This window comes from Brasilonema octagenarum UFV-OR1, from assembly GCF_963888615.1.
GTDB lineage: Bacteria > Cyanobacteriota > Cyanobacteriia > Cyanobacteriales > Nostocaceae > Brasilonema > Brasilonema sennae.
The window spans coordinates 65,128-77,029 of sequence record NZ_CAWPKW010000168.1; the positions used below are offsets into that span (position 1 = coordinate 65,128).

Annotated in this window: 9 protein-coding genes and 1 pseudogene; 5 read left to right on the plus strand and 5 right to left on the minus strand. The window is 44.4% G+C overall.

Features of this window, described 5'->3' with window-relative positions:
• Positions 1-56: 56 nt before the first annotated feature.
• Both AC5590_RS11720 and AC5590_RS11725 read left to right on the plus strand, forming a co-directional pair.
• Complete coding sequence (locus tag AC5590_RS11720) at positions 57-578, plus strand: J domain-containing protein (protein ID WP_169263979.1); 522 nt, start codon at positions 57-59, stop codon at positions 576-578.
• Between the two features lie 374 nt (positions 579-952).
• Entirely contained in the window at positions 953-1,225 is a 273-nt protein-coding gene (locus AC5590_RS11725; protein WP_169263965.1) for a DUF3143 domain-containing protein, read from the plus strand.
• A 140-nt stretch (positions 1,226-1,365) separates the two neighbouring features.
• On the opposite strand, the gene uppS is transcribed toward AC5590_RS11725, so the two are convergent.
• From uppS to lysA, 3 genes are all read right to left on the minus strand, one after another.
• On the minus strand, positions 1,366-2,115 hold the full coding sequence (gene uppS / locus AC5590_RS11730; RefSeq protein WP_169263966.1) for a polyprenyl diphosphate synthase: 750 nt from the start codon (positions 2,113-2,115) through the stop codon (positions 1,366-1,368).
• The gene (gene cdaA / locus AC5590_RS11735) at positions 2,112-3,038 is read right to left on the minus strand and encodes a diadenylate cyclase CdaA (RefSeq protein WP_169263967.1); all 927 of its coding nucleotides are present in this window, start codon (positions 3,036-3,038) and stop codon (positions 2,112-2,114) included. The genes uppS and cdaA overlap by 4 nt, the downstream gene beginning before the upstream one ends.
• A 348-nt stretch (positions 3,039-3,386) precedes the next feature.
• Positions 3,387-4,793, minus strand: coding sequence for a diaminopimelate decarboxylase (gene lysA, locus AC5590_RS11740; protein WP_169263968.1), 1,407 nt, complete (start codon positions 4,791-4,793; stop codon positions 3,387-3,389).
• 90 nt (positions 4,794-4,883) lie between these two features.
• Between lysA and rimI the strand changes: the two genes are divergently transcribed.
• Together rimI and AC5590_RS11750 are read left to right on the plus strand one after the other, a co-directional pair.
• The gene (gene rimI / locus AC5590_RS11745; protein WP_169263969.1) at positions 4,884-5,414 is read left to right on the plus strand and encodes a ribosomal protein S18-alanine N-acetyltransferase; all 531 of its coding nucleotides are present in this window, start codon (positions 4,884-4,886) and stop codon (positions 5,412-5,414) included.
• Between the two features lie 381 nt (positions 5,415-5,795).
• Positions 5,796-8,264 (plus strand): ATP-dependent Clp protease ATP-binding subunit, encoded by a 2,469-nt coding sequence (locus AC5590_RS11750; protein WP_169263970.1) that lies wholly within the window; start codon positions 5,796-5,798, stop codon positions 8,262-8,264.
• Between the two features lie 231 nt (positions 8,265-8,495).
• Here the strand turns inward: AC5590_RS11750 and AC5590_RS11755 are convergent.
• Together AC5590_RS11755 and AC5590_RS11760 are read right to left on the minus strand one after the other, a co-directional pair.
• Positions 8,496-8,964 (minus strand): annotated as a pseudogene (locus tag AC5590_RS11755) (RNA-guided endonuclease InsQ/TnpB family protein); the annotation flags it as partial.
• Positions 8,965-9,070: 106 nt separating this feature from the next.
• Positions 9,071-10,150, minus strand: coding sequence for a RuBisCO accumulation factor 1 (locus AC5590_RS11760; protein WP_169263971.1), 1,080 nt, complete (start codon positions 10,148-10,150; stop codon positions 9,071-9,073).
• 392 nt (positions 10,151-10,542) lie between these two features.
• Between AC5590_RS11760 and AC5590_RS11765 the strand changes: the two genes are divergently transcribed.
• Positions 10,543-11,553, plus strand: a complete 1,011-nt coding sequence (locus AC5590_RS11765) for a response regulator (protein ID WP_169263972.1) — start codon at positions 10,543-10,545, stop codon at positions 11,551-11,553.
• The last annotated feature ends 349 nt before the right edge of the window (positions 11,554-11,902 follow it).

An 11,902-nucleotide genomic window follows, 5' to 3' on the forward strand; every position in this document is an offset into this window, starting at 1 on the left:
TATTAGAAAAAACGTTTAGCTAGGTGAGTGAAACGGCTGTGAATCAAAATGGGGCAATGCCACAAAGCAGCAAACCAACCTATTACTCCCTTCTAGGACTGCATCCCTCAGCATCGGTAATTGAAATCCGTCGTGCTTACCGGGAATTGAGCAAGCACTATCATCCAGATACGACAAAATTACCCACTGCTGTAGCAACTGCCAAATTTCAGCAACTCAACGAGGCGTATGCTACCTTAAGCAACCCAGAACGGCGGCTTAGCTACGACCTGAAAATTGGCTATTCCCGCTTTGGAGTCATCCAAGCACCCCCCGACTTGAATCACCCAGTTTCCTATTCTTACGACTGGTCTAAATCAGCTTACCTTGACGCCAGCGATCGCCCACTCAGCGCTGGTGAAATCTTTGCTTTGTTTATTTTAGGATTAACCCTTTTGGGTTGCTTGTTATTGGCGATCGCGATCGGCTTAACCCGTGGTGAAGGTGCCTTTCAAACACAAAGACTACATACTCCAGCAATACAACAACCCAATACCACTATTTCTCAACCAAGTGTCCCTTCAGAAATTCCAAATTAAAAACTAATTTTTAACTTTTTACCGAAAAGCTGGGTCTAAAGCCCCGTCCTTTTAGGACGGCTTTTCCAGAATTGACAGCGTATCCAAAAATACGGGATAATAATATTGCCCATAGTCTAAAAGACTATCGTGAGGCAGAGTTGGGTGCTCCCCATCTACAATGCTCAGCTGAGTGCGACATAGTGTAGGAAAGAGTAAAAAGCAATTGAATAAATCCTTTCAAACGCGGTCGGGCAGTCCGTGTGCGCTTGTGGACGTATCCAAACGGGGGTATTTTGAATGCTTGCATTTGAAGACCTAGGGAGGACGGATGAAGCAAGAATCCTCGCGCCTAAAGGTGCGATGAGTGTCAATATTGACTCTTGACTGAAATTATGGCTCTTCCTCCCCCGGAAACACCGTTATACAACCATGCTCTCCCCCAAATTGAATATTGGTTGAGAGAGCAAGGCTGTCAACGAGATGAACAACAACTGCATTGCTGGCGGCTACAGCGATCTACTTGGCAAGCAGAACTCTCGCTAGATATTGAGCAAATCATCGTGCGGTATCTCAAAGCTGGAGATGATGGACAAGATATCCAACGTGCGTTCAAGTATTCCCTCAGTCGAGAGGACATAGAACGGGCTGTTTTTTCCGGACCATAGAAGAAGGATACACAAGGTCAGGCAGTGTGAGAGTAAGGTAAAAAGAGGAAACGAGGCGCTCTTGTGGGGTGTTGGGGGGGAAGAAAAGAACATTAGCTCTTCTTCTGCCTTCTCCCTGGTCCGGTACTCATCCCCTCTTATCACACTTTGCCGAACCTACGCTCTCGTTGCTGATAAGCGCATAGGGCGCGATAAAATTCATTGCGGTTAAAATCCGGCCACAAGGCTTCTGTAATATAAATTTCTGCATAAGCGATTTGCCAGAGAAGGAAATTCGAGACCCGCATTTCCCCACTTGTACGGATTAATAAATCTGGGTCACAAACCCCTTCTGTATAGAGGTGACGTTCAAATGTTGCCTCATCAATTTCATCTGGTTGAAGCAAACCTTGCTGTGCTTTATGAGCAATTGTACGGCACGCCTGTAAAATCTCCTGTCTACCTCCGTAATTGGTTGCGACGGTGAATTTTATACCGCGATTGTTTCTTGTTTCTTCCATTGAATGAGAAATTTCTTTTTGAAGCCCAAGAGGTAAAACACTCAAATTACCCACAAATCTAATTTGAACATTTTCCTTCATCATTTCACGCAGTTCTTGGCGCAAAACTCGCTGAAATAAAGTCATCAAAAAATCGACTTCTTCGGTTGGTCTTCCCCAGTTCTCAGTTGAAAAAGCATAAGCTGTTAGCGCTCCAATTCCCCAATCATCACAACAACGTAGTAAATTTTTCAGCGCATCTACACCAGCTTTATGACCCATAATCCGGGGAAGACCTTGACGCTTAGCCCATCGACCATTGCCATCCATAATGACTGCAACGTGTCTGGGCAAGAATTCTTGTTTCAAGTCAGAGGGCAAATCTCGTAGTTCAGTGTGTTGTGCTGTCATTTTTTATCTCGTCGCGAAGCGGTCGATGGTAATCCGAGTAAACGTGAAATGAGTGCTAGTACCTTACTACGAATTTGACGACCCAAACTTAACAAACCAGGAGCACCAGGTTCGCGATCCACATTTGGAGAAAAGCGAGTATCGAGAGACTCTTTGAGCTTTGTGATCGTCAGCGGTCTATTTAAGGTACCTCGTTCCGCTAAGGAAATAGAACCCGTTTCTTCTGATACAACGACACAAATGCAATTTTCGACCCGCTCAGTAATTCCCATCGCCGCTCGGTGGCGTGTTCCCAACTGGCGTGAGGCTGTGCGTCCCGATAGCGGTAAGATTATACCTGATGCCACAATCCGCGAGCCACGAATTAACGTCGCCCCATCGTGTAATAAAGTTTTCGGCTGAAAAATTGTCTGTATAAGTTCCTTTGACACTTCGGCATTCAGCTTTACTCCTGGCACAGAAAAATCCCGCTCATCAATAGGACCAGTGGTTTCCAAAATGAGCAAAGCTCCAATTCGATTTTTTGACAGTTCTCTAACAGCATCAACAATTTCGTCAATGACACTATTGTATTTGGGAACCGCCAGACGGGACGGTTGAAACAACTGCTGGAATTCGCCGCGTCCTAATTGTTCCAAAAATCGGCGGAACTCTGATTGCAGAGCAACCGCCATTGCCACAGCACAGCCAATTACTAACTTTTCCAGTACAAAGTTCAGCAGTTGTAAATGCAATCTGCTACTGATTGCTGATGCGAGCATCAGAACAATAAATCCTCTAACCATCCACAATGTCCGGCGCTCATTAATAATGATAAGTATCATGTACGTGAGCGCCAGTACTAACCCTATATCCAGAGTCCCAATCAGCAAGGACTGTGACCTTTCTAGGTTTGTCAGCCATTGCGTCCACCAATCTCCCATGACTCTGGATTTAACCTTTTGCCTCTAATAAAGTGAATCAACAGTTAACAGCTCATAGCGTGATTAATTAATGAATGCCACTTGCGTGCTTTCTATAGTCTACTTACACAGGCTTTCCCCGAAAGCATTGCTTTTGTGTTCCTGTTTACCTGCTTCTTCTGGCAGGAGCTAATATCCTACGCGAAGAGACGCTTGCGCGTATGCTTTTGGCGTACGCTTGCGCCTACGGCAATTGCGCTACTGTCGGGAAACCCGTAAAAGTTTACCCTGAGCGCAGCCGAAGGGCACACTGCCTAATTCCACAGCGTTCCTTGCAGGAAACCTGAAGGACGCAGTGGCTCGTAATAACTAGCTTTTAAGTCTTTGCGGTAGGCAGTCCTGTCGAATTAAGTCCTGATAAGTTTCGCGTCGCAAAATCAAGTTTGCTTCGCCATTCGCTACTATAACAGCTGCCGGTCGGGGCAGACGATTGTAGTTAGATGCCATACTGTAATTGTAAGCACCAGTCGCAATAACTACAAGAATATCCCCAGATTCAATTTTTGGCACTCGGGCATCTTTTATTAGAATATCCCCAGATTCACAATGTTTGCCAGCTATTGTTACACTTTCTGTTATTGGAGCAGACATTCGGTTAGCAACGACTGCGCGATACACAGACTGGTATGTGATTGGGCGCGGATTGTCAGACATTCCTCCATCAACTGCTACATAGGTACGTATTTCTGGAATTACCTTGGATGAACCAATAGAGTATGCTGTCACACAAGCTGTTCCAATCAGTGAACGCCCTGGTTCAGATAATAATTTGGGCAAAGGCAAATTGTTTGCAGCACAAGCTTGTTGAATAACTTCACAAATCGGTTTCACCCACTCTTCTATGCTAGGTGGATCATCCGATTCTGTATACTTAATCCCTAAGCCGCCTCCCACATTCAACTCTTTGATCGATAAACCATATCCAGCAGCTTTATTTAGCCACTGCACCATCACCGCAGCTAAATCTTGATGAGGTTGACGTTCAAAAATTTGGGAACCTATGTGAGCATGTAATCCCAGACAGTTAATCACAGATTGTTGACTGACAAAAGTAAACAAATCATCTAGTTGATTGGGATCAAAGCCAAATTTGCTATCTAAATGTCCCGTGCGAATATACTCGTGGGTGTGACATTCGATACCTGGCGTTAAACGCAACATGATGCGGATAGAACGTTGTGTTGCTGTTTGTTTAGCTATATCCACCAAAGTACGTAACTCATACCAGTTATCTACTACAATGATGCAGCCAGACTCAATGGCAAAAGTTAGTTCTTGGTGGGATTTATTATTGCCGTGGAAATAGATTTTATCGGGATTGACACCCGCACTCAGGGCTGTATAGAGTTCACCCCCAGAGACGACATCTATTCCTAAACCAGCATCGTGTGCGATCGCACAAACAGAAATACAACTCCACGCTTTGGAAGCGTACAGTACCTGAGATTCCCCCTTGTAATAACGTTTGAAGCTGTCTTGATATTGACGACAAGCTGTTCGCAGGGTTTGCTCATCTAAAATATAGAGCGGTGATCCAAATTGTTCAACTAACGTTGTGACGTCACAACCGCCAATTTCGAGATGATCATGATTGTTAACTCTGGCTGTTAACGGCAAAAGTTGCTGATTTGGTGAAAGACTGATGTTTTGAGGGTTTGCTTGTGGTAAATACTGACTACCAGAATATTGAACCCCAGCAGGGTGTGTCGATACCATAACTATAAGATTTGTCCTTCTCTAAATTATAGGCGTGAGTAATTCCTCCGCTTCTCAGTTTACAAAGGCGTTGTACTTTTACGAATAAGTGTGAGCAAATTAGAATTAGAAATCAAACACCTCACTTCAGCAGATTTGAGTGCAGTGCTGGAACTCGACCAAATCTGCTTCGGTGGTTTATGGACTCTCGAAGGCTACCAACGCGAGTTAGATAGCCCTAACAGTGATTTATTGGGTTTGTTCTCTGGTGTATCTGTTGTCAGGCTACTAGGAATAAGTTGTTTTTGGTCAATTTTAGATGAAGCTCACATCACTATCTTGGCGGTTCATCCTCAATACCACCGTCAAGGTTTTGGACAGGCTCTTTTGTATTCTGTGCTGAAAAATGCTTGCAGACGCGGTTTAGAGCGAGCAACCCTCGAAGTGCGAGCTTCTAATTCAGCAGCAATTTCTTTATATGAAAAATTTGGCTTTAAAATAGCCGGGCGGCGGCGGCGCTATTACAAAGATGATGAAGACGCGCTGATTTTATGGCTTGGAAATTTGCAACAGCCACAATTTCAGAAAACTTTATATGACTGGGACATTATCATTCGCGATCGCTTGACAAAAGCATCCTAGTCCTCTTACTTACCTGCTTTTATGAAAATTTCTGTTTATTTTCTAAAATAACATAAGAAAATCTCATAAAGTTCAAAAAAAGCTTGAGATGAAACTGAGAATATGATATTAGGTGTTATTTGGGATTGAATAAAAAACTTTTTAATCCAGCCACTTATTATCCGTGGTCAAGCCTAAAAAGGTAAATAAGATTACGCTCCTCAGCACACTGACCGTACAAAAGTAAAGAAAATTAAATAAAAGTCATGAAAAATTAGCAATTGTCCCACCAAGCTGGGTCAAACATTGTCGGATGTCTATTTGTTTATACAAGCATCCGCAATCTTTGCCTGTGCTAAAATCAGCGTACCGGCACGACGCAGGTGATGGGATGAATGCCATATGTTTGAACGCTTCACAGAAAAAGCCATAAAGGTAATTATGCTAGCCCAAGAAGAAGCTCGCCGTCTTGGGCATAATTTCGTAGGTACCGAGCAGATCCTCCTGGGTCTGATTGGAGAAGGTACCGGAGTAGCGGCTAAGGTGCTGAAGTCTATGGGTGTCAATCTCAAAGACGCTCGGATTGAAGTAGAAAAAATCATAGGTCGAGGCTCCGGCTTTGTCGCTGTGGAAATTCCGTTTACGCCACGGGCAAAGCGCGTTCTGGAACTATCCTTGGAAGAAGCGCGCCAATTAGGGCATAACTACATTGGCACCGAGCATCTGCTGTTGGGCTTGATCCGAGAAGGGGAAGGTGTAGCAGCCAGAGTTCTAGAAAACCTAGGAGTGGACCTTTCTAAGGTAAGAACCCAAGTGATCCGAATGCTGGGAGAAACAGCTGAGGTGAGCGCTGGTGGTCAACCACGTGGAAATAAAACCCCGACATTGGACGAGTTTGGCTCAAATCTGACCCAAATGGCAGCAGATGGCAAACTCGATCCTGTAGTAGGACGCGCCAAAGAAATTGAACGGGTGATCCAGATTTTGGGTCGGCGGACAAAAAATAATCCCGTCCTGATTGGGGAACCAGGGGTAGGTAAAACCGCGATCGCCGAAGGTTTAGCACAACGCATTGCTAATAAAGATGTCCCCGACATCTTAGAAGACAAACGTGTGGTAACCCTGGATATCGGTTTACTTGTCGCCGGAACCAAGTACCGGGGTGAATTTGAAGAACGCCTGAAAAAAATCATGGATGAAATCCGTCAGGCGGGCAATGTTGTTCTCGTGATTGACGAAGTCCACACCTTAATTGGTGCAGGTGCGGCAGAAGGCGCAATCGATGCAGCAAATATCCTCAAACCCGCCTTGGCGCGAGGTGAATTGCAATGCATCGGAGCCACAACTCTAGATGAATACCGCAAACACATCGAGCGGGATGCAGCCCTAGAGCGCCGCTTCCAGCCAGTCATGGTGGGTGAACCGTCAGTTGATGAGACGATTGAGATTCTCTATGGACTGCGCGAGCGCTACGAACAGCACCACAAGCTGAAAATCTCCGATGAAGCTTTGCTTGCAGCGGCGAAGTTATCTGATAGATATATCAGTGACCGTTACCTTCCAGATAAAGCAATCGACTTGATTGACGAAGCAGGAAGTCGGGTTCGCTTGATTAACTCGCAATTACCCCCTGCAGCTAAAGAATTGGACAAAGAACTGCGTCAGATTTTGAAAGAAAAAGACGATGCAGTCCGCGCTCAAGACTTTGATAGAGCTGGGGAGTTGCGCGATCGCGAAATGGAAATCAAAGCCGAAATTCGCGCCATTGCTCAAAGCAAGACCAACGGTAGTCGCACTGAAGGTGACGAACCTGTCGTTACCGAAGAAGACATTGCTCACATTGTCGCTTCCTGGACAGGAGTTCCGGTGAACAAACTCACCGAATCTGAATCCGAGAAGCTGCTGCACATGGAAGACACCCTGCATCAACGCTTGATTGGTCAAGAAGATGCTGTCAAAGCAGTTTCACGTGCAATTCGTCGCGCTCGTGTCGGTTTGAAAAATCCTAATCGACCCATTGCTAGCTTCATTTTCTCTGGTCCAACAGGTGTAGGTAGAACCGAGGTAGCAAAAGCTTTGGCTTCTTACTTCTTCGGTTCCGAAGAAGCGATGATTCGCCTAGATATGTCGGAATATATGGAGCGCCATACCGTCAGCAAGCTGATTGGTTCGCCTCCTGGTTATGTCGGATATAACGAAGGTGGTCAACTGACCGAAGCTGTGCGTCGTCGTCCTTACACAGTTGTGCTATTCGACGAAATCGAAAAAGCACACCCCGACGTCTTTAATATGCTATTGCAAATTTTAGAAGACGGTCGCTTAACCGATGCGAAAGGTCGCACCGTAGACTTCAAGAACACCTTGCTGATTTTGACTTCCAATATCGGTTCCAAGGTAATCGAGAAGAGTGGTAGCGGCTTCGGCTTTGATGTCGCTGAAGATCAAACAGAAGCGCAATACAACCGGATTAAATCCTTGGTTAACGAAGAACTCAAGCAATACTTCCGTCCTGAGTTCCTCAACCGACTGGATGAAATCATCGTCTTCCGTCAATTGAGCAAAGAAGAGGTCTCTCAAATCGCCACGATCATGCTCAAGGAAGTGTTTGGTCGCTTGACAGAAAAAGGCATCACACTGGAAGTCACCGATAGATTCAACAACCGTCTCATCGAAGAAGGTTATAGCCCTAGCTACGGCGCAAGACCATTACGTCGGGCAATTATGCGCTTGTTAGAAGATAGCCTAGCGGAAGAGATTCTGTCTGGTCGCATTAAAGATGGTGATACAGCCATTGTTGATGTGGATGACACTGGTAATGTGATTGTCAGAGCTGAACAGCGCCGGGAATTGTTGACCCCTGTCGTTGAATAGAAACAAAGAAGACTTAATATTTCTTTATTCTTCTGATAAAACAAAGGTAGAGCATCCAACAGCTCTACCTTTTTTTGTATTTCATCTTTTGATTAGTTGAATTTATAAATTTGAATAAAAATAATATTTTATTCTATCAATCAACTTATTTAAAGTGAAAACATCAAGTACTTTAGTGGAGGCTTCATAGAAGTAAAGCCGCCGAACTCTGGTGAAGAAATCAAACGTGAACTACCCCGCCGTATAGGCGGACGGGGCTTCTGTACTCATAGGCGAGTGCCCTAAATGAGACTTTCGTCCCATCTTGGGTCTTACCTCCCCTCCTACAGCACCAGACGGCTGAACCTTCCGCCCTTACGGGTTCGCCAGTTGCTCCACTTGGGGAGACCCCAAGACCGCACTGGCTCACCTTTAGCACTTCGACACCGCTCAGTGCAAGCATTCTGATTCCTTCCGCTCTAATGTTGATGGCTGCATTACCATCTCGATCATCATGAGTACCGCAATGAGGGCAAGTCCATTCCCTCACATCTAACGGCATTTCACCCATCTGATAGAAACAATTAGAGCACAGTTTAGAACTGGGAAACCATCTGTCAATTTAAACCAACTTTGCACCTTCGCGTTCTAGCTTGTAAGCTAAAAAGTTGGTAAAAGTTCCCCATCCACAATCAGATATTGCTTTTGCTAACTTGTGATGGGGATGTAAGACCAAAGTCTTCAGGACGTAAAAAATCTATGAAGGCTGAGGCAATCCCCAATGAATTGGGAAGCTTACACTGTACCGTTAGGTCAGTGTAGGTAGTTCACTCGTCAATCTGCCAAAAGTCCTTGGTCACATTTTCATCCAAAATCTTCTTTGGTCGCACAATCACAATAATTTTCCCAAGTATGGGAATTTCCGGTGCTGTTTCAAACCATTGGAAATCTAATTCACCAGAGTTATCAACAACAAAGTAACTGTTAGAGTCCCATTCTCGCTCTTGCCGATCTACAACAACTAACACAGGTTGTGAGGAATTTTGTGTTTGGTTGGGAAAGCTATTGCTCTTGCACAAAATCACCACTGGATCTTCTGCACTCAACAAAATCTGCCAACCTGGTAACGCTACCCAAGCTTGCTCTCCAGCAAACTTGACCATACCAAATGGTTCTATCCCTTCTACTATGGGTACTGCTTTGAAATCTTGTGCGGTTATTGGCAACTCACCCACAACTGGTATCATACGCGGTAATTCTTCCTCAGAGTCCAGGCGATAAAAGGGCAACAAGGGAGCAGGACGTTTGGGGACTACCGTAAAATCTGTTAATAACTGTTCGATTTGCTTCCTTGCTGTTTGTGAGTGAGCGAAACGTATACCTTTTGCTATCAGGCGGGAGCGTTCTTGTAAGTCTGAGTTTTGGCGGGCGAGTTTCCAACAGTGATATGCTACAGCATCTCCCGGATGACTTTCAAACCCCTCTGGTAGGGTACCAAAGCGAGAGAAATCCTTTACTGCTTTGGCGACTTCCCGCGCCTCATCAATGTCAAGTTTGTGCAGGAAGGTGAGTTCTGCAGCTGCTGCGCGTTCTTCTTGGGTGAGTAGGCGTAGTTCGTACAAAACATCACTACCTCGTGTTGAGTAATGCGATCGCGCTGCTTGAGATGCACCAACCTTTTCTATGGAATTGTATACTTGAGAGCCAACAACGACTTGATTTTGTTGTATCGGCTCAAATCCAGTTCCTTCAAATATGGCTTGGGGATCATAACCAAGTTTTTGCAGTTGGGCGATCGCAATTCCCCATTCCACCCAGGTGCCTTGCTTTTGTCTGAGCTTTCGCACCAATTCTTGTGCGATTTCACTATTATCCGAATTTTGAGCATTGGGTGGTTGGTCAGTCATAATCCACTAACAACTTCAAGGGAGAGCAGTTCATTGCTTGTTGCATTTTACCAAAAACGGTGATTCAAATCGCCTCCGTCTTCATACGCTCAACCGATGTTTCTTTATATTTCCTGTAGCTGAGTATTTCTATCGATTCAGCAAGTGAAGTTTTACAATATTATTGCTTACGTCTTATAGCAAAATGTTTTTTCTTTTTTAAATTACGTTTTTATACTGAAAAATCAAAATTAGTCGCCTAATTTTTTTCGTATAAATAAGTAAAAAAGATTTAAATAGTCAATTTCTTCACAAATGATCCGGGTATCTGCTGCTTCTGCTTGTATGATGTTTCCAAGCGAAGCTGGTATGAAATATAACAAAATTGTCCGATAAGGATTTAGAAAGTTTTTATGGATAATCAAACTCCTGAACTGGATAAGATTCGCCATCCATTATTGAGTATAGAAAAACCAAAAAAGCAAAAAATTTTGGTAGTTGATGACGAACAAGATAATCTCGATTTACTTTACCGCACCTTCCGCCGCGACTTTCATGTCTTGAAAGCAGACAGTGGTATGAAGGCTCTGCAAATCTTAGCAACTGAAGGGGAAGTAGCTGTGATTATATCCGATCAACGAATGCCCCAAATGAAGGGAACTGAGTTTCTAAGTAAGACAGTGCCTCAGTTTCCAGATACCCTAAGAATTATCCTTACAGGTTTTACTGATGTTCAAGACTTAGTAGAGGCGATTAATACAGGACAGGTTTATAAGTTTATCACCAAGCCTTGGGATCCAGGGCAATTGAAGGCAGTTGTCCAACAAGCAGCCCAAACTTACGATTTACTCAAGCAACGTACAGAAGAATTGCAACGTGCTCACGCTCAAATAGCACTACTGAGTGTTTTAGTGCAGGTTACTCAAGAATATACTTGTTTGGAAACAACTCTCAACTCCATTGCTAGGGCATTTGGTGAAAATTTTGCAACTCATAACTGTATATTGCAGTTAGTAAAGGGTAATACCTTGGCTGCAAATCAAGGAAGTTACAGTACGACAGGTAAAGTGAAAAACTGGCTCGCTCAAGATCCACTTACAATTGAGGCGATAAGCCCAAGGCTTGACGCACAGCGTATCGTTACTCACGAAATGCAAATCTCGCTCAATGTACTTAATGACGAAAAGTTGCTTGGTGTTGCTGACTACTGCGATAACAAAGTTCAAGCACATCTGGTTATTCCGATAACCTATTGCCAAGAAGTATTGGCAGTCTTATCACTACAGTGGCAAGAACCCCAGACTTTGAGCGAAGATGAACTTAAATTCCTTGATTTGTCTGCTGAAGTGATAGCGATCGCGCTGCGCGCAGTATCTGCTCATGATGAAGCTCCAGCAGGAAGCGCTACCATTGGCTATGAATGACACAAAGTGGCGATGAAACAACAAAATAAACGCTAATCCAAATTTAAGTTTACAGGAAATTTATAGAGATAGCTCCAAAAAGTTCGTTTTGCAGCAGCAACACATTACCCTGTTGCAAACGATATGATGGGAATGCTAGTAATAACGAAAGCTTAGTTGTTAATGATTAGTTATTAGTACTTTGCTTCTAATGCTAATGACTAATGACTAATGAACGGCACTTGCTACAACGGAGGGAACCTCCCTATGCCTACGGCACGGCTGCGCCTATCGGGAACGCCCGTCGCCTCTGTGGGGAAACCCCTTCGGGTTCGCCAGATGCCTGCGGAGGGAGACCCTCCCGCAGCAC

What these genes read in the sequence shown, in the direction of transcription:
- AC5590_RS11720 (WP_169263979.1), top strand. Translation starts at nt 57, where the DNA reads ATGCCACAAAGCAGCAAACCAACCTATTACTCCCTTCTAGGACTGCAT.
- AC5590_RS11725 (WP_169263965.1), top strand. Translation starts at nt 953, where the DNA reads ATGGCTCTTCCTCCCCCGGAAACACCGTTATACAACCATGCTCTCCCC.
- uppS (WP_169263966.1), bottom strand. Translation starts at nt 2,115, where the DNA reads ATGACAGCACAACACACTGAACTACGAGATTTGCCCTCTGACTTGAAA.
- cdaA (WP_169263967.1), bottom strand. Translation starts at nt 3,038, where the DNA reads ATGGGAGATTGGTGGACGCAATGGCTGACAAACCTAGAAAGGTCACAG.
- lysA (WP_169263968.1), bottom strand. Translation starts at nt 4,793, where the DNA reads ATGGTATCGACACACCCTGCTGGGGTTCAATATTCTGGTAGTCAGTAT.
- AC5590_RS11750 (WP_169263970.1), top strand. Translation starts at nt 5,796, where the DNA reads ATGTTTGAACGCTTCACAGAAAAAGCCATAAAGGTAATTATGCTAGCC.
- AC5590_RS11760 (WP_169263971.1), bottom strand. Translation starts at nt 10,150, where the DNA reads ATGACTGACCAACCACCCAATGCTCAAAATTCGGATAATAGTGAAATC.
- AC5590_RS11765 (WP_169263972.1), top strand. Translation starts at nt 10,543, where the DNA reads ATGGATAATCAAACTCCTGAACTGGATAAGATTCGCCATCCATTATTG.